The organism is Desulfurellaceae bacterium (genome assembly GCA_021296095.1).
In the GTDB taxonomy this organism is placed as follows: Bacteria; Desulfobacterota; Binatia; order Bin18; family Bin18; genus JAAXHF01.
Window position 1 is genome coordinate 14798 of the sequence record JAGWBB010000001.1, and the last position, 24867, is coordinate 39664.

26 protein-coding genes are annotated in these 24867 nt (G+C 62.9%); 13 read left to right on the forward strand and 13 right to left on the reverse strand.

The genetic code is table 11. The features are described from left to right. Positions 1-99 precede the first annotated feature (99 nt). Together J4F42_00070 and J4F42_00075 are read right to left on the reverse strand one after the other, a co-directional pair. Positions 100-435, reverse strand: coding sequence for a toxin-antitoxin system HicB family antitoxin (locus J4F42_00070; protein MCE2483876.1), 336 nt, complete (start codon positions 433-435; stop codon positions 100-102). Further along, on the reverse strand, positions 432-635 hold the full coding sequence (locus J4F42_00075; protein MCE2483877.1) for a hypothetical protein: 204 nt from the start codon (positions 633-635) through the stop codon (positions 432-434). Before J4F42_00075 ends, J4F42_00070 begins: the two co-directional genes overlap by 4 nt. Before the next feature lie 141 nt (positions 636-776). On the opposite strand from J4F42_00075, the gene hisH reads away from it, so the two are divergent. Both hisH and hisA read left to right on the forward strand, forming a co-directional pair. Next, a complete protein-coding gene (hisH, locus tag J4F42_00080; GenBank protein ID MCE2483878.1) occupies positions 777-1451 on the forward strand; it encodes an imidazole glycerol phosphate synthase subunit HisH in 675 nt (224 codons plus the stop codon). Continuing rightward, positions 1429-2193 (forward strand): 1-(5-phosphoribosyl)-5-[(5-phosphoribosylamino)methylideneamino]imidazole-4-carboxamide isomerase, encoded by a 765-nt coding sequence (gene hisA, locus J4F42_00085; GenBank protein MCE2483879.1) that lies wholly within the window; start codon positions 1429-1431, stop codon positions 2191-2193. Before hisH ends, hisA begins: the two co-directional genes overlap by 23 nt. 59 nt (positions 2194-2252) lie before the next feature. On the opposite strand, the gene J4F42_00090 is transcribed toward hisA, so the two are convergent. The 3 genes from J4F42_00090 to J4F42_00100 form a co-directional block, all read right to left on the reverse strand. Beyond that, entirely contained in the window at positions 2253-2975 is a 723-nt protein-coding gene (locus J4F42_00090) for a glutathione S-transferase N-terminal domain-containing protein (GenBank protein ID MCE2483880.1), read from the reverse strand. Between the two features lie 87 nt (positions 2976-3062). Then, positions 3063-4667 (reverse strand): FMN-binding glutamate synthase family protein, encoded by a 1605-nt coding sequence (locus J4F42_00095; GenBank protein MCE2483881.1) that lies wholly within the window; start codon positions 4665-4667, stop codon positions 3063-3065. A gap of 35 nt (positions 4668-4702) precedes the next feature. Continuing rightward, a complete protein-coding gene (locus J4F42_00100) occupies positions 4703-5305 on the reverse strand; it encodes a hypothetical protein (protein ID MCE2483882.1) in 603 nt (200 codons plus the stop codon). A 235-nt stretch (positions 5306-5540) separates the two neighbouring features. On the opposite strand from J4F42_00100, the gene J4F42_00105 reads away from it, so the two are divergent. Further along, positions 5541-6590 (forward strand): ParA family protein, encoded by a 1050-nt coding sequence (locus J4F42_00105; GenBank protein ID MCE2483883.1) that lies wholly within the window; start codon positions 5541-5543, stop codon positions 6588-6590. Positions 6591-6637: 47 nt separating this feature from the next. On the opposite strand, the gene J4F42_00110 is transcribed toward J4F42_00105, so the two are convergent. Beyond that, positions 6638-7609, reverse strand: coding sequence for an NAD(P)H-quinone oxidoreductase (locus tag J4F42_00110; GenBank protein MCE2483884.1), 972 nt, complete (start codon positions 7607-7609; stop codon positions 6638-6640). A 30-nt stretch (positions 7610-7639) separates the two neighbouring features. Then, complete coding sequence (locus J4F42_00115; GenBank protein MCE2483885.1) at positions 7640-8578, reverse strand: cyclase family protein; 939 nt, start codon at positions 8576-8578, stop codon at positions 7640-7642. A 129-nt stretch (positions 8579-8707) separates the two neighbouring features. On the opposite strand from J4F42_00115, the gene J4F42_00120 reads away from it, so the two are divergent. Next, on the forward strand, positions 8708-9442 hold the full coding sequence (locus tag J4F42_00120; protein MCE2483886.1) for a hypothetical protein: 735 nt from the start codon (positions 8708-8710) through the stop codon (positions 9440-9442). Between the two features lie 45 nt (positions 9443-9487). Here the strand turns inward: J4F42_00120 and J4F42_00125 are convergent, their stop codons facing one another. Next, positions 9488-10096 carry a glutathione S-transferase family protein gene (locus J4F42_00125; protein ID MCE2483887.1) on the reverse strand — a complete coding sequence of 203 codons (609 nt, stop codon included), beginning with the start codon at positions 10094-10096 and terminating at the stop codon, positions 9488-9490. Between the two features lie 125 nt (positions 10097-10221). Between J4F42_00125 and J4F42_00130 the strand changes: the two genes are divergently transcribed. The 7 genes from J4F42_00130 (at position 10222) to J4F42_00160 (ending at position 14275) form a co-directional block, all read left to right on the forward strand. Continuing rightward, the gene (locus J4F42_00130) at positions 10222-11283 is read left to right on the forward strand and encodes a hypothetical protein (GenBank protein ID MCE2483888.1); all 1062 of its coding nucleotides are present in this window, start codon (positions 10222-10224) and stop codon (positions 11281-11283) included. Between the two features lie 4 nt (positions 11284-11287). Next, positions 11288-11569 (forward strand): hypothetical protein, encoded by a 282-nt coding sequence (locus tag J4F42_00135; protein MCE2483889.1) that lies wholly within the window; start codon positions 11288-11290, stop codon positions 11567-11569. 54 nt (positions 11570-11623) lie between these two features. Then, positions 11624-11812 carry a hypothetical protein gene (locus tag J4F42_00140; protein MCE2483890.1) on the forward strand — a complete coding sequence of 63 codons (189 nt, stop codon included), beginning with the start codon at positions 11624-11626 and terminating at the stop codon, positions 11810-11812. A gap of 3 nt (positions 11813-11815) precedes the next feature. Then, the gene (locus J4F42_00145) at positions 11816-12523 is read left to right on the forward strand and encodes a TetR family transcriptional regulator (GenBank protein MCE2483891.1); all 708 of its coding nucleotides are present in this window, start codon (positions 11816-11818) and stop codon (positions 12521-12523) included. Between the two features lie 90 nt (positions 12524-12613). Next, the gene (locus J4F42_00150) at positions 12614-13210 is read left to right on the forward strand and encodes an RNA polymerase sigma factor (GenBank protein MCE2483892.1); all 597 of its coding nucleotides are present in this window, start codon (positions 12614-12616) and stop codon (positions 13208-13210) included. Then, positions 13207-13650, forward strand: a complete 444-nt coding sequence (locus J4F42_00155) for a hypothetical protein (protein ID MCE2483893.1) — start codon at positions 13207-13209, stop codon at positions 13648-13650. Before J4F42_00150 ends, J4F42_00155 begins: the two co-directional genes overlap by 4 nt. A 16-nt stretch (positions 13651-13666) precedes the next feature. Continuing rightward, the gene (locus J4F42_00160; GenBank protein ID MCE2483894.1) at positions 13667-14275 is read left to right on the forward strand and encodes a Spy/CpxP family protein refolding chaperone; all 609 of its coding nucleotides are present in this window, start codon (positions 13667-13669) and stop codon (positions 14273-14275) included. 11 nt (positions 14276-14286) lie between these two features. Here J4F42_00160 and J4F42_00165 read toward each other — a convergent pair whose 3' ends face one another. Beyond that, the gene (locus J4F42_00165; protein ID MCE2483895.1) at positions 14287-15750 is read right to left on the reverse strand and encodes a dynamin family protein; all 1464 of its coding nucleotides are present in this window, start codon (positions 15748-15750) and stop codon (positions 14287-14289) included. A gap of 74 nt (positions 15751-15824) precedes the next feature. Further along, positions 15825-18251, reverse strand: coding sequence for an MMPL family transporter (locus tag J4F42_00170; protein ID MCE2483896.1), 2427 nt, complete (start codon positions 18249-18251; stop codon positions 15825-15827). Between the two features lie 199 nt (positions 18252-18450). Here J4F42_00170 and J4F42_00175 point away from each other — a divergent pair, with 199 nt between their 5' ends. Next, entirely contained in the window at positions 18451-19059 is a 609-nt protein-coding gene (locus J4F42_00175) for a Uma2 family endonuclease (protein MCE2483897.1), read from the forward strand. Positions 19060-19105: 46 nt separating this feature from the next. On the opposite strand, the gene J4F42_00180 is transcribed toward J4F42_00175, so the two are convergent. The 3 genes from J4F42_00180 to J4F42_00190 form a co-directional block, all read right to left on the reverse strand. Beyond that, positions 19106-19603 carry a hypothetical protein gene (locus tag J4F42_00180; GenBank protein MCE2483898.1) on the reverse strand — a complete coding sequence of 166 codons (498 nt, stop codon included), beginning with the start codon at positions 19601-19603 and terminating at the stop codon, positions 19106-19108. A gap of 23 nt (positions 19604-19626) precedes the next feature. Continuing rightward, positions 19627-20985, reverse strand: a complete 1359-nt coding sequence (locus tag J4F42_00185) for an AAA family ATPase (protein MCE2483899.1) — start codon at positions 20983-20985, stop codon at positions 19627-19629. 175 nt (positions 20986-21160) lie between these two features. Continuing rightward, positions 21161-21763 (reverse strand): HNH endonuclease, encoded by a 603-nt coding sequence (locus J4F42_00190; GenBank protein ID MCE2483900.1) that lies wholly within the window; start codon positions 21761-21763, stop codon positions 21161-21163. A 238-nt stretch (positions 21764-22001) separates the two neighbouring features. Here J4F42_00190 and J4F42_00195 point away from each other — a divergent pair, with 238 nt between their 5' ends. Next, positions 22002-24866 carry a TIGR03960 family B12-binding radical SAM protein gene (locus J4F42_00195; GenBank protein MCE2483901.1) on the forward strand — a complete coding sequence of 955 codons (2865 nt, stop codon included), beginning with the start codon at positions 22002-22004 and terminating at the stop codon, positions 24864-24866. Position 24867: the final 1 nt, after the last annotated feature.

Genomic DNA, 24867 nt, shown 5'->3' on the forward strand with positions numbered 1-24867 from the left:
CTTGTTCGGGACGGGATCAAGGCCGCCCAAGCTTGCCGAGAGCCGGCGGCGGCTTGATGCTTGTGACGACGGTCTCGACGGCGGACGTCAACCAGCGCTTCATCGGCTGGCGAGCCCTTGGGCAAGAAACGTTGCGGCCAGTTGATTCAAGCTGACCCCCTCGCTCGCCGCTCGCTTAGCGAGCCGCATGTGCAGGGTCTTGGGAATGCGCTGCACGAACTGCCCGCTGTAGGTTTTTGGTGCGGGCAGTTCACCTTTGTCTTCGCGTTCGGCCATGGCCCACGCCTCGAAAGCGTCGCGAGCTTCCGCGATAGCGGCGTCTACGGTCTCGCCATCCGCCATACAGCCGGGCAAGTCGGGCATAGTGACCAGATAGCCTCCACCTTCATCTTCGGGGATGGGGTCAATGCTGATTGCATAGTCCTCAAATTTCATTGTCCTGCCTCGATCAGTGCTATCAGGCGTTTGATATAAATGGGCTTAATGGGCTTGTGCATGGGAATCGTCAAATGTTGCCCTGAAGCATTCGTGAGTACCGCATGGCTAGTGCCTCGCTGCCGCACGGTCAGACCATAGGTCCGCGCCACCGTTTTGACGTTGTCGGGTGTCCAGTCCGCCTTCGGATTGGCTTTCATGGAATCGAAAAGTTTTTCCCCTCCAGGCACCGACTCGATGATACCGCATTCAGTATCATCGTCAACAAGACAGAGCTTATGCTTCGATCCGATCAACTACGGCTTGATTCTTCGCCGGGCCGAGGAAATAATGCCGCTGGCATGATCGCGATCATTGACTACGGTATGGGCAATCTGCGCAGCGTCCAAAAAGGCTGCGAGAAGATGGGCTATGCGGCCGAAATCACCCGTGAGGCGCAGCGCATTGAGGCTGCCGCCGGGGTGATCCTGCCCGGGGTGGGCGCGTTTGGCGCGTGCATGAACGGGCTGGCCGAGTGCAAGCTCATCGACACCGTCCATCGGGTGGCCGACAGCGGCACCCCGCTGCTGGGGATCTGTGTCGGCATGCAGATCCTGTTTTCGGAAAGCGTCGAGTTTGGCCGGGTGCGGGGTCTGGACATCCTCAAGGGCACGGTCGAGCGCTTCGATCCAGCCCTGCTGACCGGCGAGGAGGGTCCCCACAAGATTCCCCACATGGGCTGGAACCAGCTCCACATCGAGCGGGCGGCCCCGCATCTGGCCGACGTGCCCGAGGGTGCGGCGGTGTATTTTGTCCACTCCTACTATCCGTTGCCGGCCGACCCGGGCATTGTGGCGACCACGACCGAGTACGGCATCCCGTTTGCGTCGAGCGTGTGGGCGGACAATATCTTTGCGACCCAGTTTCACCCCGAAAAGAGCCAGGCCATCGGCCTGCAAATCCTGGCCAACTTCGGTAAGGTTGTCACGGATCACTCCCGGGCTGCCCACTCCCATGGACATCATCCCAGCCATTGATCTCAAGGCCGGCCAGTGCGTGCGCCTGTACCAGGGCAACATGGCTCAGGCCACCGTGTATTCCGACGATCCGGTCGGCGTGGCGCGGCGCTGGCAGGCCGCCGGCGCCGAACGGCTCCATGTGGTCGATCTCGACGCCGCAGTGTCGGGCGCCGGGGTGAATACGGACGCCGTAGCCCGCATCTGCCGGGCGTTGGACATTCCGGTCCAGCTCGGCGGCGGGCTGCGCAGCCTGGCAGCGATTGAGCGGGTGTTTTCGCTCGGCGTACAGCGGGCCATCCTGGGCACGGTGGCGTATCGGCAGCCGGAGGTCGTGGCCGAGGCGTGCGAACGCTTTCCGGGCCGGATTACGGTCGGCATTGATGCCCGGGACGGCAAAGTCGCCGTCCAGGGCTGGACCCAGGCCACCGAACTCGCCGCGACTGCGCTTGCCAAACAGTGCCAAGCCAGGGGCGTTGGCGAGATTGTGTATACCGATATCGCCCGGGACGGCACCGGACAGGGGGTGAATATCGAAGCCACCCGGACCCTGGCCCGGGCGCTTGAGATTCCGGTCATTGCCTCCGGCGGCGTGGCCAGCCTGCGGGACGTCGAACTGCTGCTGGCGGGTGAAGCCGACGGTATCCGCGGCCTGATCATCGGCCGCGCGCTGTATACCGGTGCGGTAGACCTGGCCGAGGCGATTCGGCTCGGACGGCGGTCGGCAGGAAGTCAAAAGTCAAAGGGCAAAGGGCAAAACTAAGGCAGCGGCTATTTTGCCGTGTGGGTGCAAAATAGCCGGCCATGAAAGCGGCGTCTTGCCTATTCCGGAACCGGGCGCGCCCGCTGGTTGTAGAGCATCTTGCGCAGGCGGTCTTTCTCTTCCTGCGACAGCTTGGAGAAGTCCATCGACAGCTCGCTGCCGACGGCCATGCCTTTTTTCACCCCGTCGCGTTCCGAGAGTTCCTCAAACCAGCGCGTGAAGTATTTGAACTCGTTGATGTCCTGGCCCTGGGCTTCCCAGTTGACCGTCCACGGATAACAGATCATATCGGCGATCGTGTACTCATCGCCGACCAGGTAGCGCTGCCGATAGAGTTGATTGTTCAACACGCCAAACAGCCGGTTGACCTCGTCGGTGAAGCGTCGGACCGCATAGGTCTGGTCGCCCTGCTCATCGCCCAGGCGCCGGAAATGCCCACACTCGCCGCTTTTGGGGCCCTGATTGGCCATCTGCCACATCAGCCACTGGTTGACGTCGTAGCGCCCCCGCACGTCTTGGGGATAGAACCTGCCGGCCTTCTCGGCGATGTACATCATCATCGCCCCGGATTCAAAAATGCTGATCGGCTCGCCCCCGCCGATGGGGTCATGGTCAACCAGGGCCGGCATCCGATTGTTGGGACAGATCTTCAGAAACTCGTCGGTGAACTGATCGCCCCGGCCGATATTGCACGGAATCATGTTGTAGGCCATGCCGCACTCTTCGAGCAGAATGGTCACCTTTTTGCCGTTCGGCGTGGGCCAATAGTGTAAATCAATCATGCGATGCGCCTCCTTTTCCAACCGTCTCGCCCGAGCGGGCGGTGTGTCAGCCTATACCGATTCGACCGACTGGAACAAGCAGGCGCTTCAGCCAGAATCTTGGCCGTCGGCGCCGGAGGCAAAGGTGTCGGCCCGGGCGGCTTCACACGCCCGTTTGTAGCTGAGTGGCAGCGGGCCGCTAAGCAAATCCCCATTCCGCAGGAATTCGTAGATCTCGCCATAGTGGTGGATTTCGGTCGGCGAGGTGCGACGCAGGATGTGCCACGGCCGCAGATCGTCCGGATGGGCGATGCCCATCGCGCCCATGATCTCGCTCACGCTTTCGATGGTCTCGGTGTGAAAGCCCATGACCCGCGCACTTTTGTCGGCCGGCACCAGACCGGCCACCAGTTGCGGATCCTGGGTGGTGACGCCGACCGGACAGCGGTTTGAATTGCAGCGCAGAGCCTGGATGCAGCCCAGGGCCATCATCATGCCGCGTGCCGAAGCGCACAGGTCGGCTCCCAGCGCCAGCCGTTTGACCATGTCGAAACCGGAGGTGATTTTGCCGCTGGCGCACACCCGGATGGTATCCCGCAGCCCATAGCCGACCAAGGCGTTGTGGACAAAGATCAGGCCCTCGACGAGCGGCACGCCAATATGGTCGGAGAATTCGGGCGGGGCCGCCCCGGTCCCGCCCTCACCCCCGTCAACCGTAATGAAGTCGGGGCTGATCCCGGTTTGGACCATGGCCTTGCAGATCGCCAGAAACTCGCGCCGTTTGCCCACACACAGCTTGAAACCGACGGGTTTGCCGCCGCTCAGCTGGCGCAGGCGGGCGATGAACTCAAGCAGCCCGACCGGGCTCGAAAACGCCGAGTGGCCGGGCGGGGACACCACATCCCGGCCTAACGGCACGCCCCGGATGGCGGCAATCTCCCGGGTCAGCTTGGCCGCCGGCAGGATGCCGCCGTGACCCGGCTTGGCGCCCTGGGACAGCTTGAGTTCAATCATCCTGACCTGCGGCCGAGCGGCGTTGTCGGCAAAGCGCTCGGCCGAAAACGCGCCGTCCGGCGTCCGGCAGCCAAAATAGCCGGTGCCAATCTGCCAGATCAGGTCGCCTCCACCCTCAAGGTGGTAGGGGCTCAATCCGCCCTCGCCCGTGTTGTGGGCGAAGTTGCCCATTTTTGCGCCGTGATTCAGGGCCAGGACGGCGGTTTTGCTGAGCGAGCCGTAGCTCATGGCCGAGATATTCAGAATGCTGGACGAATAGGGCTGGGTGCAGTCTGGCCCGCCTATGGCAATCCGCAGGTCGCTGGCTTCAAACTGGAGCGGGGCCAGGGAGTGGTTGACCCACTCATAACCCACCCCATACACATCTTCCTTGGTGCCGAACGGCACCGTATCCCGGACCTGTTTGGCGCGCTGGTAGACCAGGCTGCGCTGGTCGCGGCCAAAGGGCACGCCTTCGGTCTCGTCCTCAATAAAGTACTGGTAGATCTCGGGCCGGATCAGTTCCAGCAGGTAGCGCCCATGCCCGATCAGGGGAAAGTTGCGCAGCACCGCGTGCGAGGTCTGGACATAGTCGCACAGCCCTACTCCGACCAGCGGACCGAGCACCAGCCAGGACCACAGCAGCGCTGGGGCGAACAGCGCGGCCGGAATAGACACGACCACAAGTCCAAGCACGGCCAGAATAAAGACTCTCCGCATGGCAGGTTTCCCTTTCCTCTCACACTGCGGACGGCTCAGCCCCCTGCCCGCTCAGCCCGGCGACGCGGCACGAACCGCGGCACCCGCCGGCAGTATTCAGCATAGGCCGGACCAAAACGCTGGTGCAGCTCCCGCTCTTCAAACACGACGATCACGTACAGCAGCGGCAGGCTCAGCGCCGCCCAGACGTAGATAAGCAGATAATTGGCCACCAGGGCAAAGCCCAGCACCGACAGGAACACTTCCACATAGCGCGGGTGTCGGATGCGGGCATACACCCCCTCCTGCAACAGGCGGGGTGGATGGCGCTGGGGACTGACTTCGGGCAGCCCGACCAGAATACGCAGGGTCAGGTGTTTCCGGTGCTGGTGAGTGAGCGCGCCGGCCCCGCCCAGACTCAGCCCGGCCAGCCCCAGACACACCGCATTCGTCCCGTACTCGGTGGCCAGCAGCGCGCTGCGGACTGCAAACAGGCCCCCACCCAGCAGGCTCAGCCCAGCCCCCACCAGACCGTAGGTCCAGCCCGGCCCCCGCCTGCGCCAAAATCCGGCAAAGGGGTGGATGCACAGCCAGAACAACAGCCCCGGCGGGAGGCCAATCAGCAACGCGCACGCAGTCCAGTAGCGCAGCTCATCCATGCTCGACTCCTCGACCTGCCCCTCGTTTCCCCGTCCCTCCCCACGCCATCCTCCCCGGCCGATATCAAACACCGGGGTCTGAGGCGATCCCCATTCGGCACAAATGGTGCGTCGAGAGGCGGTTCGGCGCGCCGCCGGTCCGTCACCCCCTTGTTTCTGTGCGGCTGAGAGATTAAGAAAACGCTAGGAGACAGCGTAGGTTGGGAACGACGGAAGGTCGAGATCGGAGGATACGATGCTGAGGACGATTTCGCTGTGCAGTGGAAAAGGCGGTGTAGGGAAAACCTTGCTGGCGTCTAGTCTGGCCCGGATCATTCAACGCGAAGAAAACTGTAAGGTCTTGCTGGCTGATTTAGACCTATCGGTCAGCGGGCTGACCCTCATGGCGTTTCGCAATAAAATCGAACTTGATCAAGTTCCCTTTTCACTCTTCGACTACCTGACCGGTGATGACAACACCCAGACCGCGCTGTTCGAGACCCTGCAAGCCGCGCTGACGCCCAAGAGTGAGAGCCAGGAGCACTCCGCGGCCGCGCTGTACCAGCGCCTGGATCGTCTTTTCGTGCTGCCCGCTTCCGTGGAAAGTGAGCGCCCGGACTGGCAGCAGTCGACGCGGATCGAGCTCGACCTGGCGCTCGAAAAGGTCGCCCATCTGCGGCGTTTTGCCGACAAATCGCTGGACGCCACCTATCTGATCTTCGATACCCAGGCCGGCCTGGGCAGCCTCAGCCTGGCCGCCGCAACGCTCAGCGATATGAACATCATCCTCATGGAAGAGGACGAGATCAGCTGGTCCACCTCGCTGCGCATGTTCACCGAAGTGACCGAGCTGAACAAACGCCTCCAACACCGCTCGCGCAGCTATTTCCTGGCCAATAAAGTTCATGCCGGGATGATGGACATGGCCACCAAGCTCAGGGCCTTTTCCTTTCTGCCCCCGCTTCCGTTCGACAGCTGGGCGCAGCGTCTGATGGCCGATTCCAGTTCGGCCGTTCTTGAGAAAGACTTCGAGAGCAGCGACTTCTTCCGTCATCTGCATACCCGGGTGTGGCAGGAAATCGCCCAGCTTTTCGGCCTCAATCCGAGCCCGGTCAAAAACAGCTCGTTTGCCTGGTGGCGGCTGTACAAAGGCAGGGACGAATCAGCCCCCAAGACTGGGACAGCGACCGCACCGCGTCGTCTCACGCCGCTCATTCAGCTCGACGGTCCAGCCCAGGACCGACCCGACCCGGCTCGGCCTACAGCCCAGGCCCAGCCGGCCAAGGCCGTCGCGTCGTCCCACTAGGCATAGGCATCCGCCGGGCGAGACAGGGCGAAGGCGGCCGGGCGCGGCTAGGGAATCAAAACAACTTTCCCCATTGTACGCCGGGCGGCCAGATACCGATGGGCATCGGCCGCCCGGGCGAGCGGAAACGTCCGGTCAAGGACCGGCCTGAGGGTGCCGGCGTGGACCATGGCCAGCAACTCCTGCATCGGCTGGCGGTGGAGGGCGGCGTGCCACGGCGGCAGGCCCAGATGCAGCCCGCTGACCGTCAGATTACGGGTCAGAATCTGCGCAGCATCGAGCAGAGGCAGGGAGCCGCTGGCCCGACCATACACGACCAGCCGGCCCATCGGCACCAGACAGTCCAAACTCCGTGTCAACACGTCGCCGCCGACACACTCCAGCACGACATCGACCCCGCGTCGGTCGGTCATGCGCAGCACCTCGGACACAAAGTCGTGCTCGGTGTAGTTGATGACTTCCTCGACGCCCAGCTGACGTAAGCGTTGCAGTTTTTGCTCGCTCGACGCCGTGGCAAACACACGGGCGCCCCACAGCTTGGCCAGTTGGACGGCGACCGTGCCGACCCCGCTGGCCGCAGCCTGGACCAGGACAAAATCCTGGGGCTGGACACGCGCGCTGGTTTTCAGAATGTGATAGGCGGTCGCAAAGACGACCGGCATGCCGGCCGCAGCCTCAACACTCAGGGAATCGGGTACAGGGTAGACCGCGTCTGGCGCTGCGGTGGCATACTCGGCATAACCGCCACCGCCGACCCAGGCCATGACCCGCTCGCCGACCCGCAGCGTGCTGACCTCAGCGCCGACCTGAACGACTTGGCCGGCCACCTCCAGACCGGGCGTCAGCGGCAGTGGGAAGGCTGACGGATAGCGCCCCTGGCGCCGACCGAGGTCAGAATAGTTCACTCCGGCCGCAGCCACCTTGATCAGAACCTGCTCGTCTCCAACGGCCGGCTCAGCCACCTCCTCGTAGCGCAACACCTCGGGCCCGCCGAACTGATGAAAACGAATGGCTCGCATGGCCCGTTGTAGACGCCGGGGACGGGGGTCTTAAAATACGGCCAGCGGATTCACCGGCGAAGCGGTTCCCTTGACCAGCACCAGCGGAGCAATGACCGACAGAAACGTCCAGCGCGAGCGCTGGGCGCAGGCCAGGGCGACAGCCTCAAGGTCGCAGTTGTCTATCAGGTGCAGGCCCATGGCTACAATCGTGACGGCATGGATGGGCAGCAGCAGCTTTTCATAGCCGCTGGGCAGCACATCGCTGGCGCCGTCGCCGGCCATGGCGGCCACTTCGCGGGCGTGCAGCCACGGCAAACAGGCCGCCCCAAGCCCAGCCATGCCGTCGTTGAACGAGTCCCACGGCCCGGTGGCTTTCAGCCGCGCGTGGCGTCCGGTGCGGACAAACAGCACGTCCCCGCTCTCGACCCGAAAGCCGCCGGCCTGTTCGGCCTGGTCAAGATCGGCCGGGGTGATTTCCTCTCCGGGTTCGAGCCACTCCTTGCCCTTCAAGCGGGGAATGTCGATCAGCACGCCCCGAGACACGATCCCGTCTTTGAGCGCGTCGATAGCGCCGTTCTGGGCGCCCTTGGCCCCGACATCCTCTGACGGATAGCCGTTATACATCTGGCCCTTGTGGAAGACGTGGCACAGCGCGTCGAGGTGGGTGTTGGCCAGGCCGTGGGGGGCAATCGCAAAGTAGTCGGCGCTGTACGGAATCGGCGCGGCACTACTCTCTTCTTTGGACCCGGTCTGCATCATGAGGTGCATCACCGGGGTCGGATTATCAGGACCAGGTTCGGTCGCCAGGGGCAGCGACATGGACACGGCCTGCCCGTCCTGGATGAGGGCCGCGGCCTGGGCCCGCTTTTGCGGCGTAATATAGTTGAGCGCCCCCAGCTGGTCGCCCTGACCCCATTTGCCCCAGTTGCTGAGGCTGGTGAAAAACTCGTTGACTTGTGCTTCGCTCAGATCACGGTTGGCTGCCATAGCCGTCCCTCCTTTGGCCGGCATCATAGGCAGCGCCCATCAGAGCTGTCAAGAAAAACAGGCTGGCCAGCCGGCGGACGGCTGTGCTACACCTGGACGGGCTCTGAACACGGGCTGAGCAAACTGAAGATGGATCTGTTGACTCGACTCACGGACGCGCTGGCCGCCTACGGACTGAACCTGATCGGCACGACGAGCCGGGCGGCCTACGAGGCGCTCGTGCCCGCCACCTACGGCCTGGAGCCGCTCCTGGCGCAGACCCGAAGCGTTATCGTCATCGGCAACGGAGGGGGCGCTTTCTGGACCGGCTTCCGCCCCTATGCGACCCGTCATGCGGACGACCCGCACCCGCTGGATGACTACACGGTCGAAGTCGTCGAACGCAGCCTGACGCCGATTCTGGCATCCTCGGGTGCGCGGTACCGGTATGCCTATCCGTTTCGTTTTTGGACCGAGCCGGTCTCGTTCATGCACCTGGCTCAGGCCGCAGGTCTGGCCGGGCCAAGCCGGCTGGGCATCATGCTTCACCCGGTCTACGGTCCGTGGCTGGCTCTGCGCGCTGCGGTGCTGCTTGACCGAGACCTCCACCTCCCGCCCCCGGCAGCGGGCTTTGATCCCTGCCCTGACTGCGCCGAAAAGCCCTGCATCCAGGCCTGCCCGGCGGGTGCGGTCAGCGCCGGGCGCGGCTGGGATATTCAGGGCTGCGTTCAATATCGGCTGACGGCCAGCCAGGACTGTGCGGACGCATGTCACGCCCGCTACCAGTGCGTGTACGGCCGGCAGCACCGCTATCCGCCAGACGCCCTGCGCTACCACCAGGCCCACAGCCTGGCCACCATGCGAAAGTATAGGGAAGACACGTAGGGACGAAAAATCCTTCGCTCCTACATTTGCCCTGTGACTTCTTGCCTAGGCCTTGGCGCTGGGCCGTGCCGACACGGCTTCATGCCAGCGGGCCAGATTTTTCTGCTCCGGAGCAATGCCGATCTTCGACACCCGCCCGAAATCAACCGCGCACAGGGCGGTAATATCGGCCACGCTGAAGCGTTCGCCGGCGACAAACTGCCGGTCGGCCAGGACCTCATCGAGCCAGGCCAGATTTTGGACGGCCCGCCGCTTGGCCACCTCGGCATACTCTGGGCACTGCTCGATGCGACCCTTGAAAAACGCGTGGTGTTGACGGAACGAATCGGCAATCGGCAGCAGGAGTTCAAACTCCATGCGGCGGTCCCACATGGCCACCACGGCCCGGTCGGTGGCATCAACGCCCAATAGCGGCGGCTCGGGCTGGATTTCTTCAAAATAGCGGCAGATGGCGGCGCTTTCTGCAATACAGGTGCCGTCGTCCAGCTCCAGCACCGGCACCGTGCCCATGGGGTTTTTCTGCCGGAACTCAGCCTGACGGTTGACCGCGTTCATAATATCAACTTCCTCGAACGGGACATCGAGCCCTTTTTCGGCCACAAAGATGCGGACCCGGCGCGGGTTGGGGGCGGCTTTGCTGTCGTGAACTTTCATACCATCCTCCTTGCTGAAGTCTGGGCTCAACCTATACCAGCCGATACACCGGAGCTAGACGGGCGGGCTGAGACCGCTTCCGACGGAGCCCGATGTAGGCTATGCTTCGCCCCAGGAGACATCCTATGCCCCTGCCCGACCCGATCCTGCAATCCGAAGCCTTTGAGTTGAGCGACGCCGTCCAGGTCAACGAGTTCTACCAAGACAAGGGCTGGACCGATGGCTTGCCTATTGTCCCGCCCACCGCCTACGGGGTAAGCGCCTGTCTGCGGGCGGCGGGACTCAGCCCAGACACGATCATCGGCATCGAACGCGTCCGGCAGCGGCCCCTGACGGCCGAAAAAGTGGCCATCAACGCCGTCATGGCGGGCTGTCTGCCCAGCTACATGCCGGTCCTGGTCGCCGTCCTGCAAGCCATGTGCGAGGAGCCGTTCAACCTGCACGGCAGCACGGCCAGTACCGGCGGCAGCGCCCAGTGCATTGTGGTCAACGGTCCCATCCGCCAGACCCTGGGCATGAACGCCACCCATAATGTGCTGAGCACCGGCAATCGGGCCAATGCGACGATTGGCCGGGCGGTGCGCCTGGTGCTGATCAATGTCCTGGGCTGCGTGCCCGGCCAGTTGGACCGCTCCACCCTGGGCCATCCGGGCAAGTATTCGCTGTGTCTCGCCGAAGACGAGGAGGACAGCCCGTGGCTGCCGCTGGCCCAACAGCGCGGCGTGGCCGAGGGCATGTCAGCCGTCACCGTCATGGCCTGCGAATCGCCCCGCCAGACCATGAACGAGTGGACCCACGACCCCGAGGAAATCGTCGAGACCTTTGCCGCTGAGATGCGTCACAATATGCTGACCTACTCGATCTGGCCGGGCAACTACGGGCTGGTCATTCCCAAACAGCTGCGCGAGTTGCTGGCTGCGGCCGGTTGGCAGAAACACGACATCCAGGAGTATGTGTACCGCCGCGCCCGGGTCAGGCGGAGCGACTGGGCCGGCGTCGGCAAGGCCGCTATCGTCAACCGGGGCGGCGGACCGGACCAGGAATTTTGCGCCTTGCGCACCCCAGAGGATCTGCTGGTGGTTGCCGCAGGCGGGCCGGCGGGCGGCTTTGGCGCGGTCGTGCCGCCCTGGCTGGGGTCCAAGGCGCTGGCGGTGACCAGGCCGGTCACACCGTCGGGAGGAGAATAGGCGTATGAGTATCCGCGTTCTGAGTCCGACCTTTGAGCAAGCCGTGGACCAAAACGGACGGGTGCCGCGTCTGACCTCGTTGCACGGCTGCACCCTGGGGCTGTTGGACAACAGCAAAATCAAAGTCCGCGAGCTGCTCGACCATGTGGAGGAGCTGCTGCGGACCGAGTATGGCGTGGCCCATGTCGTGCGGCTCAGAAAGCCCGACGCCAGCCGGCCCGCCCCCCCAGAGCTGGTGACCGAGATGGCGCGCTGTGAGGCCGTCATCTCGGCCGTCGGCGATTGAGGCAGCTGCTCGTCGTGCAGTTTGCACGACGCCCTGAGCGCTGAAAAAGCCGGCGTGGCGGCCACCGCCATCATCACCGACCGCTTTGTCCAAACCGCCCAGGTCATGGCCCGGGTTTCGGGCATGGCGGATTATCCGTTCGCCGTGATTGCCCACCCGATCGCCAATAACAGCCAGACCGTGCTGCGCGACAAGGCCCAACAGGCGCTGCGCCAGTGTGTGGAGCAGCTGGTGCAGGGCTAGGCCATGGCTTTGAAGAAAGTGCCCGCCAAGAGCGGTAAACACGCCCTGCGGGAGGAATCCATCCTCCAGGCTGCGGCCGCCTGCTTTGGCGAGCACGGCTACCGTGCCACCACCCTGGAGATGGTCGCCGAGCGGCTCGACATCTCGCGGGTGACCCTGTACCGCTACTGTCCGAGCAAAGAAGAACTGCTGATTCGGGTCTTTGAGCGCTCCATCGCCATCTTCCAACGCGGCCTGCGCCACATCTGCGAACAAGACATTCCGCCGGCCGAAAAACTGCGCCAGATCATCCGCCATCAAGTCCGTCTGATGGCCGATCACCGCAATTTTCTGACCGTCTACTTCAGCGAAGAGGGCAATCTGCCGCCCGACATGGCCGAGCGCTCGCGGGCCGAGCGACGGGTCTACGATGGGCTGATCGAGGGGGTGATTCGCCAGGGCGTGGAATCCGGCCAGTTTGCCCGCCTGCCGGTCAAGCTGCTGTCGTTCGCCATCCTGGGCATGTGCAACTGGCTGTACCAGTGGTACCAGCCCGACGGTCCGCTGGCTGCGGATGAGGTGGCGCGGATCTTTATTGACCTCGTCGAGCACGGCTATCTGCGCGATGACCCGCAGCACGAACTGTTGTCCGGCCTGGAGCGGGTCGAAAAAACCCTGAGTTCCCTCCAGCAGCAGCTCCAGCCCGCCTCCCGTTCCGACCCACCCGCCTGACACGGACCGCTCCGGCCTTGGCCGCTGGCCGGTCGTGTAACCCAAACGCCTGTCTCAGGGGTCTAAAGAAGTATGCACGGAGCCGGGGGAGTGGAAACCGTTGAAGCCCGGGTCGAGCGGCCAGACGCCGGGCAGCTGGAGCTGGAACACCGCTTCGGGCTGCTGGTCGGCTCCCATCGGGAACGCGCCAGACGCCTGGCTTGGCGGCTAGTCGGCGGCGACGCCGAGGCGGCCGAGGACATCACCCAGGACGCCTTTGTCAGGGCCTATCAGCGGCTTGGCACGTTTCGGCACCAGGCCCGCCTCGAGACCTGGTTTTATCGCATCCTGGTCCGCCAGGCTCAGACCTACCGTCGCTGGCGTGCGGTGCGCGACCGCTGGCAGCAGGTGTGGAATCCGTCCGTCCCCGAACACGCTCCACAGCCGAGCGGGACGGCTCCGGAGGACACTGATCCTTTTGTCAGGCAACGCATAGCCGCAGCGCTGGAACATCTGAGCCGCAGTCAGCGCGAGGCGTTTGTCCTGGTCCATCTGGAAGGATTCACCGTTCGTGAATGTGCCGAGCTGATGGGCAAGCCCAGCGGGACGGTCAAGAGCCATCTGCACCGCGCCCTCGGCCGTTTACGGACCGAGCTGGCCGACCTCAGCCCGTTGGAGGCTGGGCCGGCCACGGAGCACGACCGATGAGTACAGCGTCCACACACCGGTCGCCCGGGCAGACAGACACGGAGTTTGTCACACGCCTGGCCGACCACTATGCCCCGCCCCCCCTCAGCCCAGGCCAGCGGGCCGCCTGGGACGCGAGGCTCGCCGCCCGGCTTGAAACGCGACGCCGGGCGGCGCTCCTTCCCGGGCTGGCAACGGCCGCGCTCGCCACCGCGCTGGTGTTCGGTCTGGGCGGGTGGTTTGGGTTTGAGTCGGGCGACCCGCCGGTCCGCCCTGCCCCGGTGGTGTCGGCCACACAAACGCGGACACTTGTCGTGTCTGCGGAAGATTCGGTATCTGACCTCCCGGACGACTGGGAGTATCTGCTGGCCTTGCAGCCGGCCGACGAAGAAGAGGCTGAGCAGCCCGGGCTGCTACCGGACGACTATGCGGCGATCGCAAGCATTTTTTTGGAAAGCTGAAGTGAAAGGAGAGAATATGTATCGTGTTGTGTGTGTGTGCGTACTGCTGCTCGGGCTGAGTGTCCCCGAGGCCAGCGGCGAACAGCCGGGACGGTCTCGGCACGCCGGTCCTCCGGCCGCGCGTTTTATCGAAAAACACGCCGAGCAGCTCGGGATTGACGAAACCACCCGGCAGGCCATCCAGAGCCTGGTCGAGGAGGCGCGGGCCAGGGGGCGGGAAATCCGCACTTCCCTGAAGCAGGCGCGGACCGAGATGCGCGGGCTGCTGGAGCAGGACAGCCCGGACGAAGCCGCGGTCATGCAGCACGCCGAACGGATCGGCGCGCTGCGAACCGAGATCCGCAAAAACCGCCTGCGGGCGATGTTGCAGATTCGGGCTCTACTCAGCTCGGAACAACGTCAAGCCCTGACCGCACTACGCCAGGAAAAACGCCCCGGTCGCCGGCGAGGGGGACGGTTTGGCGCGTGTCGGACCAATCTTGCCGAGCTGTGCCCCGAGGCCGGGCCGGGCCGGGCCTCGCTGCAATGTCTCAGCGACAACTGGGCTGCCCTGTCCCCGGGCTGTCAGGCCGTGTTTGAACGCGGCCGGCATCGGGGCAAACGCAGATCGGAACGGCCGGACTGAGCCGCGCCAGCCTATTGCCCGGACTGCTCCGGCGGCGTAGCGGACGACGCGGTGTGGCGGCCGGCCGTCCCGGACGGATTGGTATAGATATCGTTGAGCTGTTGGACGCAGCGGTCGGCCTCGGCCCGGACCTTATCGACGGTCGCCCGGGTCTGGGCATTCCAGGTCGCCGGTTCGGTGCGAAAAATACTCCGATACCAGCGCGTGCTGTGCTGAAAGGCCTCGACCAGATTGTCTACATGCTGGTCGGCCTGGTCTCGACGCAAGGCGGTGATGATCCGCTCACGCACCCGGCGGCGAACCTGCCAGTGTCCATAACCGGCCACGACAGCCACCACACCCAGGCCCCCGCCCCCCAGGCCGAGGAGCAGCTCGCCAAGGCCGAACCAAGCCAGCAGCCCGAGCAAGACCAGCCCCCCTCCGAGCAGTAACCCGTCCCGCCACACGACCCCTGTCCGCCAGCCGCGCAGCATGGCCCGCAATTGGGGAATCAGCTGTCGCTCCAGCTCGTTCGCCGAGCGCTCCAGGGTTCCCACCACACGGTAGGCCTGGGCGGTCCGCACCTGCTGAATACGGGCCTGGATTTCGGCGTGGTCGTGTTCGCGCAGCGCCTCGTACCGGGCCCGGACCTGGGGGTCGGCAATCGGGGGCGCCGCCGAGCGGCTGTAGGTGTGATAAAAACGCCCGGCGGTCAGGCCCTTCTGGGCCAGGCCGCGCTGCCAGGCGGCCACCACCTGTTCGGCGTTGTCATCCTGGGCGGTCGCATCCAGGTGGTTCAGTATGTACAGAAATTTGCTGGAATCCGCCCGCCGGATCGTCTTCTCGACCAGATGCTCAAGCGTATCCCGCATCGAGCCCGCTTCTGGGTGGCGGGCATCAAAAAAAACCAGCACCAGGTCGGACAGGGCGACGATGTGGTCGGTCAGACGCAGCACCGCGGTGCGTTGCTCGTCCGCGTCAAAGCCGGGGCTGTCAATAAAAATCCGGCCCCGAACCACCTGGCTGGGGCAGGTTTTGAGCTGGAGATAGGCGTCCATGCGCTCGCCCTCGCCCGGTGCCGAGGCCTCAAGCTCGCGGCTGATTTTGTAAAACGGGAAGCGTGGGTCGGCGTCCAGCGCCAGGGCTGGGAGCGCCCGGACCTGGGCGTCCTGGCCGTAACACACGACGGTAAACTTGTCGTCAACAGCCTGGTTGCCGGTCAGCTGTAAGGGATAGTCGAGATAGTCGTTGAGGAAGGTCGATTTACCGGCCGAATACGTCCCCAGAACAGCGATGATCGGCCACCACGGCACCTGACGGGTGTAGGACTCGGCGGGCGAGAAAAATCCCAGCCGGCGGGCGACGCCATCCAGTTTGCGCAGGCCGGCCACCACGGCCAGAAAGACCGCTCCCTCCTCTTCCAGTTCGTTCTGGATATGTGTCTCAAGAGCCGCCTCAAGACGGTCCGGGTGAGCGGTCTTGCGTCCAAACAGCACGCGGGCTTCCCCTGCCACTGAGACACCAGAGCGGTGTGGTGTGCGCCTGCCCCGAGCGTCGCCTGCCTGGTGCCTCAGGCGGCGGCCTGGGCCAACCGCTTGGTGATAAAGCCCGGCTTGAACAGCGCGATCAACACCGGCAGCAGGGTCATCGTGGCCAGAAAACTCACCCCCATCCACAGCGCCAGCAACAGCCCCATCTCGCCGCTGAAACGCAGGCTCGACATGGTCCAGAACAGGGTCCCAAGCACCATGGTCAGGGCGGTAAAGGTGACCGCCTTGCCCGAGGTGACCAGCGCCCGCAAGACGGCCGTGTCCAGCGTTTCTCCGGGCTGTTGTTCCTCGATAATCCGGCTGACGATGTACAAGGCATAGTCAATGCCAAAGCCGACCCCGACCGTGACGACCGGCAGGGTATGGATGTTGATGCCGATATCCCGCGCTCCCATGTAGGCGTTGATGATCGCGTTGGCGACCAACAGCGGCAGGATCATGTATACCCCCGCCAATAGCGACCGGTAGGTCACCACCAGGATGAGAAAGATCGTGCCAAAGCCGAGGATGTTGACCAGAATGTCGTTTGTGAGCAGCTCCTCATTGGCCGCAGCCAGCACCCCGATCGGTCCGCCGGCCAGACGGAAGCGGGCGGTCTCCAGGGGGTTGGCGGCAATATACTCGCGGGCCCGCTGGATGATCCGACGCACGGTATCGCCCTTGTGGTCGGTCAGGTAAAAATGGATGGGCGCGTGGCGGAACTGATAGTCGATAACCCGCGCGCTCTCGCTGTGCGAGACGCCAAAGAAGTAGCCCGAGATCGCCATCAGCACCTGGGTGCGGGACCGGGGCAGGACGTTCCACTTTGGATCGCCGGTGCCGTTGACCGCGCCCAGGATATCGACAAACGAGAAACTCGCGCCGACCGCCGGATCGCGCTCCAGATAGCGCTGGAAGCTCTCAATCCAGGGTAAGACCTCGGGGTTCATCAGCGACGGCTGCGAGTCGCGCCGCTCCAGGATTTCCCGGGCGCTCAAGCCTTCCTCAGACGCGCCGGTGTCTTGGGGCAGGGTGCGTTCGGCCATGACCATCAGGTTTTCCACCCCGCCAAAGGTTTCCTGAATGCGGGCATGGGCGGTGTTGTACGGAGAGTCGCGGTACAGCAGGGGCGAGATCGCGCTGGGATCGCCGATGACGAGGTGTTGCCAGAAATAGACGCTGCCGACCATCAGTCCCAGCCAGGTGGCCAGGGTCAGGGCCTTGCCCGCCGGCGACAGCAGGACTGCGGCCAGGCTGCTCAGGGTGCGCTTGAACACTCCCTCGTTGCGTTTGAGGACAATCCGCACGTCGGGTTCGCGCAGATAGTGATAGACGATCGGATTGAGCAACAGCTCACTGATCGTAATGGCCAGGATCCACACCGCGGCACTGATGGCCAGCTTCTGGAGCAGCACGATGGGGACGAACAGGATGACCAGCACCCCCAGTGCATCGGTTAGAATGCCCGACAGGGTCGGCACGAACAGCTGAGCAAAGGCGGCCACAATCGCCGGTTCCTTCTGCCAGTCGGCCTTCTGATATTCCTCGTAATAGCGCTCGTGCATCTGCACCGAGTGGCTGACCGCCCGGGCGGTAATGAAAAACGGGATGACCAGCGTCAGCGGGTCAAGGCTGAAGCCGATCATCTTGATAAAGCCCAGCCCCCAGATGGCCGACACCACCCCGGTGATAGTCGGCCGCAGGGCGCCCCGGATGTCGTGGAAATACAGATACAGACAGAGCCACATCAGGAAGGTGGTTGCCAAAAAGATCCAGTACACCTGCGTGGCGTAGTAGTACACCCAGCCGTACAGCGCCGGGTGGCCGGCAACGTGGATGGTCGTGTTGTCGTCGCTGAACGGCTCGACCACCGCGCCCATGACTTCGTCAAACAGCCGCCGATGATCGATCCGGCCCTCGATAAACGTGGCTTGCAGCAGGGTGGCTTTTTCGTCGAGCGATACCAACACCCCGTACAGATTGGGGGTGGTGTAGACGATCTCCCGCACCCGGCGCACATCGTTCTCGTTCTGCGGGGCGCGTTCCATGATCGGCTCGATCTCGGTCAGGCCGCCGCCCTTGAGCTGGATACGCCGGTTGGTTCGGTGGGCTAGAGAGTTAATCAGGTCGTGGTTGACGCCGTAGATCGTATCGAGCCGCTTGGTCATCTCAAAGACCTTGCCCAGCGTCTCACGGGTAAAGATGGTCCCTTCCTTGACCTCCAGCATGATCTGGAGTGTATTCGCTCCGCCGACCTCTTCGGCATATTCGTTATGGGTCTGGATGAACTCGTGATCCTGCGGCAGCTGTTCGTCAAAACGGGTGATCAGATCGAGTTGAAAGGCAAAGGCGGCAAATATCAACGTCGCCACCGCAACGCCGCTCAAGACGATCTTGCGCCGCGCGATCAGCTGTTCGCCGAGGCGGTACAGAAAAGCCTGGTCTGTGTTCTGCTCTGTTTCACTCATGGCACGCTTCCTCCTGGCTGGTGTCGCTCAGCCCGCGGCCCTGACCATCCCATCCAAACCAAACCGCGTCAAGCACCGTTCAGGGTCGGCCCGCAACACGGGAGCGATCACGCCGAAGACCGCTGCCGCCTTGCAAAGCCCACAGCCAGGCTCTAGTCTCGGCAGAGACGGTGTCACGGCGCAAAAATGGGGATCAGCTATGTCACAGGCAATAGCACAGACGGTCTTGAATGTTCCGTTTCGGCTCAAGGTCGAGGCGGCTCGGTTGACCGAGCAGCAGTTCGTCGAGCTGTGCCGGGAGAACCGGGATTTGCGGTTTGAGCTGACTGCCGACAAGGAGCTGGTCATCATGGCGCCAACGGGCTCAGAAACCGGCCGGCAGAACAGTGAAATTGCCTACACGCTGACGGCTTGGGCCAAGCGAGATGGAACCGGACTGTCGTTTGACTCTTCGACCGGCTTTCGCCTGCCGAACGGGGCCATCCGCTCACCGGATGCCGCCTGGGTCAGGCGAGAGAGCTGGCACGCCCTCAGCCCGGAGCAGAGACGAGGCTTTGCTCCCCTGTGCCCGGATTTTGTGCTGGAACTGCGCTCGCCGAGCGATCAGCTGTCAGCCTTACAGGACAAGATGCAGGAGTATATCGACAACGGCGCGCGCCTGGCCTGGCTGCTCGATCCGTCAGAAAAACGGGCGTATATCTATCGGCCCGGGCGACCGGTCGAACGGCGCGACGGTCCGCCCACGCTTCGCGGCGACCCGGTGCTGCCGGGCTTCGTGCTGCGCCTGGACGTGCTGAACTTGTCCTGAACGAACCCTGACGAAGCCGGCTGGCAGTCATTTGATGTGGATGGGATCAATCCGGTTTTCGGCATACGTTTCTTCTCAACAGTTCTCGATGGCTACGACGGAACTTCGTATTATCCAGTGCCTGAGGAGCGTTTTTATCCCTACGCGTCGTATAGACTCTTCCCTGCGGATTTTCGATTAATTTTCTATCTCTGAAATCGTCGCCGAGATCTCGGTCGTTAGAATATAATAGCCGAGCTCCGCTGACTTGGGCTAAGGCAAGAATATGAGGATCGTCTGACCTAATTGCCCCCTCGCGTTCGATTTGCCGTGTTCTCGTCTCAACTTCTCTCTCATTCACGGTTATCATTTTTCCAGCAAGCTGGGCCGCCACCCCCCAGCGTCTGAAGTCTGGCGAAGTCTCTTCAAGCTCCTTGAGCAATTTGCCGCCAACAATCAGCCTGCCCCCTCCACTTTCGAGCCACTCATAGAACTTCTCTGCTGGAGGTGATGGGCTATCTCCGAACACCTCGTGAGCCACGTTGACGTCAACAATTGCGCACATTCTTCTTCAGGTCCATGCGGATTTCATCTCTTCCATAAAGACCTTCGCATTTCTTCCATGAAGAACTGTCGGTAGCCTGGCGGGGCGTCCAAGACGTTTCCCTGTTCGTCAAATCGTAACGAATGAATGTGAACGTCCAGGTCCTCACGTTCAAAGTACAAGACGGAAACGTCCTCGGGCTTCAATTTCGTCTCTTCGTCGCGTACGTCCATACGCACTCGGTCCAGCAAGTGGTCGCTGTGTGTTTCGACTATCAATTGACGCTCCGGTCCGGCGACCTGGCAGAATAAGCTTCCAAGAGCGGCTTGGGCGCTGGGGTGAAGATGCACTTCTGGTTGCTGCAACAGAAACAGGGACGGCGCCTCTCGGCTCAGCAATTCGGTTATTACGGGTAGCACCTGACTGACGCCATAGCCGACATCAACGAGGTTGCGCTGAGGACCTTTTAGTCGGCGGCCAAACTTTCTGACCTGCACTTGGAAAGGTTCGCTATCTTTTTTCCCGAGTGGCCTAATAGAGATTTCATCGAAAAGACCTGCATCTCGCCCGAAGTTCTCAAGCGCTTTTCTCAGTCTGGCCCACCCGTTCTGGTCGCTGAAGTACATGTTGGCGAGATACATGGGAACGAAAACGCCTTCGGCATCCCGGATCAGACGAGTAGGGTCGTAGGTTCGGCGCGGGTAGGAGCGGACGGGTGCGCTGGCATAAGGTGGCGTCTCTTCGCGATAGCGATAACTGTCCCGGTCGAGAGTGAGGTTCAGTTGTTCGATGAGGTCAAAATCTTCATCGGTAGGCGAACTGGAGCCTTGTGGTGTGATTAGCTCTATATTTCTCCGATCTATGAACTCCTTCAATATCCGTGGAATAGAGAAAAAAACTGAAATCCGGTCGTCATAGGCATCTAATCGGACACGACGAATATAGGGCGTCTTCAACCTCCAAGCGCCCCGTGGCGTCCCAAAGCTGACCTGACAGTGGTAGTTTCTCTCGAAAAGAACCTCGATCCAGCCACCTTCACGGGCAAGCCGTGCTCCCACAGGGATCGGCGCAGTCCCCGTCTTTCCGAAAGTCACCTCGAAACAATAGGACTGACCGTTGGGTTTCAGGCTTGGGGAAACGTTGAAGCCCGCCTCGAAGGTCTTAGCTCGGCCTCCTCTTGCGCCCCGGTGGTGGACGATCTCCTCATAACTTCCAAGATCATAGGGCTCTTCTTTAAAGTCTGGAATCTCATGCTCGTAAGCAATGTCCCACAGCGCCCGGATCAGCGCCATGAATGAGGTCTTGCCGGTGCTGTTCTCACCGACGAGCAGGGTCAGCGGAGCCAAATGGGCGGTCTGCCTCTCCCGGAAACAACGGAAATTTTCGAGTGTGATACTGTCCATGACAGTGTCTCCATTCTTCGCCTCAACACCGACAACAGCATAATAGCGGGCAGGCACTGCTCGTTGCACCCATGAGGACAAGGAGCCGAAGAACGTCGGCAAGTAGCAGAAAGTCCGTGATGTGATCCTGTTCGATGCCAATCAGCGCACACAATGCGTCGGCACGACCACCAGACTAACGCTCCAGCTCGGTGTTCCAGTACGCCGCGTCGACCTCGCTCAGATACGGCAGCCACTCCCGGTAGCGCTTGAAGCTGAAGGTCTCGATCATGAACGGCGTCCACTCCGGCTGAACGGGCTTCTCGATCAGCCGCATGTGGGTCTCTTCGAGCAGCAGACCGCCTTTCTTGCGGTTGCAGGCAAAACACGAGCACACCACGTTGTCCCAGCCCGAGGTACCGCCCTTGGAGCGTGGAACGACATGGTCGAGGTTCAGCTCCGAGCGCGGCAGGCGCCGGCCGCAGTACTGACAGGTGTTCTTGTCGCGGGCAAAGACGTTGAAGCGCGAGAAACGCACCCGCCGCTTCGGCACCCGGTCGTAGGCAACCAGCAGGATGACGCGTGGGACCTTGATGGCTTGGCCGACCAGACCGATGGTTTCGTCGTTCAAGGATGCCGACAGGGCGCTCCAGCTGTTGAAATCGAAGGTCTGGTACTGATCATCAACGGCTTTGGCCACCCCCTGGTAGAGCAGGGAAAACGCGCGCCGCAGCGAGGTGACGTGGACAGGAAAGTAGGATCGGTTGAGCACCAGCACCTTGGTATTGAGTACACTCATGGCTGCCATGTCTTTCCCGAACGAGCCGTCTTTTCACGGCTCGTAAGTCCCTGACGAACAAGAATTTTTCCCGCCACCGTAGCCGGAGGCCGGTGGGCTGTCAAGATTTTGGGGCCGGGCCGACCGGGCAAGAGAGACGAAAAATTCATGCCGGGCCGACCGTCGCCGGGCGCCGCTGGCCTTCACACTGGCGCCCGGCGGCTTCCTTGTGTATAGTTGCGTCTGTAAAGGCGACACCGTGAAGACATCCAGCCATCTCCGAGATGCGTATGCCGATCTCCTGCCCCTGGTCAGCCAGCCGGCCCGCTATACCGGCGGAGAACGAGGGACGGTCGTCAAAGATTCGGCCCAGGTTCGGCTGCGTTTCGCCCTGGCTTTCCCGGAAGTCTACGAGGTGGCCCAGTCCCACCTCGGGCTCCAGATTCTGTACAACCTGCTGAACGAGCGTCCGCACCTGCAGGCCGAACGGGTATATGCACCGTGGGTGGATATGGAAGCCGCGCTGCGCCAGCGGGGACTGCCGCTCGTCTCGCTTGAGACCTATACCCCGCTGTCGGCCTTCGACATTGTCGGCTTCAGCCTCCAGTACGAACTGACGTATACCAACATCCTGATGATGCTGGACCTGGGCGGGATTCCGCTCCTGTCTGAGGACCGGGACGAAACCCATCCGCTGATTATTGCCGGCGGACCGTGCGCCTTTCACCCCGAGCCGCTTGCCGCGTGCATCGACGCGTTTCTGCTGGGCGACGGAGAGGAAGCGATCTTTGATATCTGTGAGACGTATCTGGCCTGGGACGGGACAAACCGGACGGATCTGCTGACCGCCCTGAGCCGTATTCCCGGCGTCTACGTACCGGCGTTTTTTCGGCCCGCCTACAACCAGGACGGTACGCTCAGCGACATTGCCGCCCAGTTCCCCGACCGGCCGCTCGTCCACAAGCGCGTTGTCACCGACCTCAACTCCATCCCCCAGCTCACCCGGCAGGTCGTGCCCAACGTCAACATCGTCCATGACCGGATTGCGGTCGAGGTCATGCGCGGCTGCGTGCGCGGCTGTCGTTTCTGTCAGGCCGGCTATATTTACCGTCCCCTGCGTGAGCGCGACCCGCGCGCCCTGCAGCAGCAGATCGACACCCTGGTCGAAGACAGCGGCTATGAAGAGGTCTCGCTGCTCAGCCTCAGTACCGGCGATTACAGCTGTGTGAACCCGCTGCTGCGCGAGATCATGAATCGCTTTTCTGGCCTCAAGGTGTCGGTGTCGCTGCCGTCTACCCGGGTTGACGCCCTCTCGCCGCATATCCTGGAAGAGATCCGCCGGGTGCGCAAAACCGGCTTTACCCTGGCCCCGGAAGCCGGCACTCAGCGGATGCGCGATGTCATCCAGAAAGAGTACAAAGAGGAGGAGTTGCTGGAGGCCGCCCGGGTGTTGTTCGGCCTCGGCTGGAAAAGCGTCAAACTCTACTTCATGCTCGGCCTGCCGGGCGAAACCGAAGAAGACCTGCGCGGCATTATCGACCTGAGCCGCAAGGTCTCGGCCGTGGGCAAACACCGCCGCCAGGTCACCGCCAGCGTCTCGACCTTTGTGCCCAAGCCGCATACCCCGTTCCAGTGGGCGGGCCAAGTCAGTCTGGAGGAAACTGAGGCGCGCCAGCAGCTGCTGCGCCGCGAACTGCGGCGGGCCGGCATTCAGTTCAAGTGGCACGAGGCCCGGCTGTCGTGGCTGGAGGGCGTGTTTGCACGGGGCGACCGAAGGCTGACCGGCCCCCTGATCAGCGCCTACCGGCTGGGCTGCCGGTTTGACGGCTGGACCGATCAGTTTCGGCTCGACCTGTGGCAGCAGGCTTTTGCCCAGCACGGTGTGGACCCGGACTGGTATCTGCGCCGGCGTCTTCTGGACGAAAGCCTGGCCTGGGATCACCTCGACAGCGGGGTGACCAAGAAATGGCTGCAACGCGATCTGGCCAAGGCGTTTGAAGGCACGCTGACCCCGGATTGCAGCGTTGAGCGCTGCTCGTACTGCGGGGCGTGCGATTTTCAGACCGTCCGCAATGTGACCTACCATCTGAGTGGGGCAAAAGGGGCCGAACATCGCGGGCCGGACGTTGACGGCTGGGCCAGACGGGTGTTGCCGGAGCACAGCTTGTGGGGCACCCGGCAGTGGCAGGCGATGCAGGAGAAGCGGGCGGACACAGGGGAAAAGTCAAAGGGCAAAGGGCAGAGGGCAAAGGGCAAAGGGCCCTCCCTCAGCCCCCAGGGTGCAGGGCCGGTTTCAGACTCTCCCGTTCCCAGCGGCAATGCCGAGGAATGGCTGGCCGGCGATCCCAACACCATCGCGGTCAGCCAGGGCGACCACAAGGCTGGCGTGGTGCGTATCCGGGTCGCCTACAGCCGGCTTGAGGAGGCCCGCTTTCTGGGTGCGCGGGAACTCATCACTGTGCTGACCCGGGCAGCCCGGCGGGCCAAACTGCCCGTCGCCTACAGCCAGGGCTTCCACCCCAGCCCACGGATGAGCTTTGGCCCTGCCCTGCCGCTCGGGATGGAGAGCGAGGAAGAGTTCTTTGATATTGTCCTGACCGAGGCGCTCGCTCCGGGCCAGCTGGCCGAACGACTACACACCCAGCTGCCGGCTGGCCTGGCTATTCAGCGGGCCGAAGCCATCGCCCTGAAGGCACCGAGTATCGAAGCCCGCATACAGGCCAGCCGCTACCGGGTGACACTCGACTCGCTGCCCGCCGACAAACGGACCGCCGCGTTCTGGACCCGGTGTTTCAACCGGTTTGCCGCCGCCCCGAGCTTTCCGCTTCAGAAACGCAACCGCCGGGGCGTCAAAACCCTGGACGCCAAGCGCTGCGTCCGCCAGCTCAGGCTGAGCACGCCCCACGCGCTGAGCCTTGAGATCGCCGTCACCCCAAAGGGAACACTCAATCCTCAGGAATTTCTCCGCGCCCTGGCAGACTTATCCGAGGAAGAGGCAAAAATCCTGCGGGTGACAAAAATTCAGACCGTATTTCATGCCCCCGTGGAGGTGGCAGTAGACCCGACAGAAGCGGAGCGGCCGCCAGCCTCGCCCACGCCGCCGGCTTCTGCACGAAATGGATAGA

Coding starts and splice junctions, on each gene's coding strand:
- J4F42_00135 (MCE2483889.1), top strand. CDS start 11,288: ATGAGTATCCGCGTTCTGAGTCCGACCTTTGAGCAAGCCGTGGACCAA.
- J4F42_00145 (MCE2483891.1), top strand. CDS start 11,816: ATGGCTTTGAAGAAAGTGCCCGCCAAGAGCGGTAAACACGCCCTGCGG.
- J4F42_00090 (MCE2483880.1), bottom strand. CDS start 2,975: ATGATTGATTTACACTATTGGCCCACGCCGAACGGCAAAAAGGTGACC.
- J4F42_00075 (MCE2483877.1), bottom strand. CDS start 635: ATGAAAGCCAATCCGAAGGCGGACTGGACACCCGACAACGTCAAAACG.
- J4F42_00160 (MCE2483894.1), top strand. CDS start 13,667: ATGTATCGTGTTGTGTGTGTGTGCGTACTGCTGCTCGGGCTGAGTGTC.
- J4F42_00155 (MCE2483893.1), top strand. CDS start 13,207: ATGAGTACAGCGTCCACACACCGGTCGCCCGGGCAGACAGACACGGAG.
- J4F42_00125 (MCE2483887.1), bottom strand. CDS start 10,096: ATGAAAGTTCACGACAGCAAAGCCGCCCCCAACCCGCGCCGGGTCCGC.
- J4F42_00110 (MCE2483884.1), bottom strand. CDS start 7,609: ATGCGAGCCATTCGTTTTCATCAGTTCGGCGGGCCCGAGGTGTTGCGC.
- J4F42_00190 (MCE2483900.1), bottom strand. CDS start 21,763: ATGAGTGTACTCAATACCAAGGTGCTGGTGCTCAACCGATCCTACTTT.
- J4F42_00130 (MCE2483888.1), top strand. CDS start 10,222: ATGCCCCTGCCCGACCCGATCCTGCAATCCGAAGCCTTTGAGTTGAGC.
- J4F42_00120 (MCE2483886.1), top strand. CDS start 8,708: ATGGATCTGTTGACTCGACTCACGGACGCGCTGGCCGCCTACGGACTG.
- J4F42_00105 (MCE2483883.1), top strand. CDS start 5,541: ATGCTGAGGACGATTTCGCTGTGCAGTGGAAAAGGCGGTGTAGGGAAA.
- hisA (MCE2483879.1), top strand. CDS start 1,429: ATGGACATCATCCCAGCCATTGATCTCAAGGCCGGCCAGTGCGTGCGC.
- J4F42_00115 (MCE2483885.1), bottom strand. CDS start 8,578: ATGGCAGCCAACCGTGATCTGAGCGAAGCACAAGTCAACGAGTTTTTC.
- hisH (MCE2483878.1), top strand. CDS start 777: ATGATCGCGATCATTGACTACGGTATGGGCAATCTGCGCAGCGTCCAA.
- J4F42_00095 (MCE2483881.1), bottom strand. CDS start 4,667: ATGCGGAGAGTCTTTATTCTGGCCGTGCTTGGACTTGTGGTCGTGTCT.
- J4F42_00180 (MCE2483898.1), bottom strand. CDS start 19,603: ATGTGCGCAATTGTTGACGTCAACGTGGCTCACGAGGTGTTCGGAGAT.
- J4F42_00175 (MCE2483897.1), top strand. CDS start 18,451: ATGTCACAGGCAATAGCACAGACGGTCTTGAATGTTCCGTTTCGGCTC.
- J4F42_00170 (MCE2483896.1), bottom strand. CDS start 18,251: ATGAGTGAAACAGAGCAGAACACAGACCAGGCTTTTCTGTACCGCCTC.
- J4F42_00100 (MCE2483882.1), bottom strand. CDS start 5,305: ATGGATGAGCTGCGCTACTGGACTGCGTGCGCGTTGCTGATTGGCCTC.
- J4F42_00185 (MCE2483899.1), bottom strand. CDS start 20,985: ATGGACAGTATCACACTCGAAAATTTCCGTTGTTTCCGGGAGAGGCAG.
- J4F42_00070 (MCE2483876.1), bottom strand. CDS start 435: ATGAAATTTGAGGACTATGCAATCAGCATTGACCCCATCCCCGAAGAT.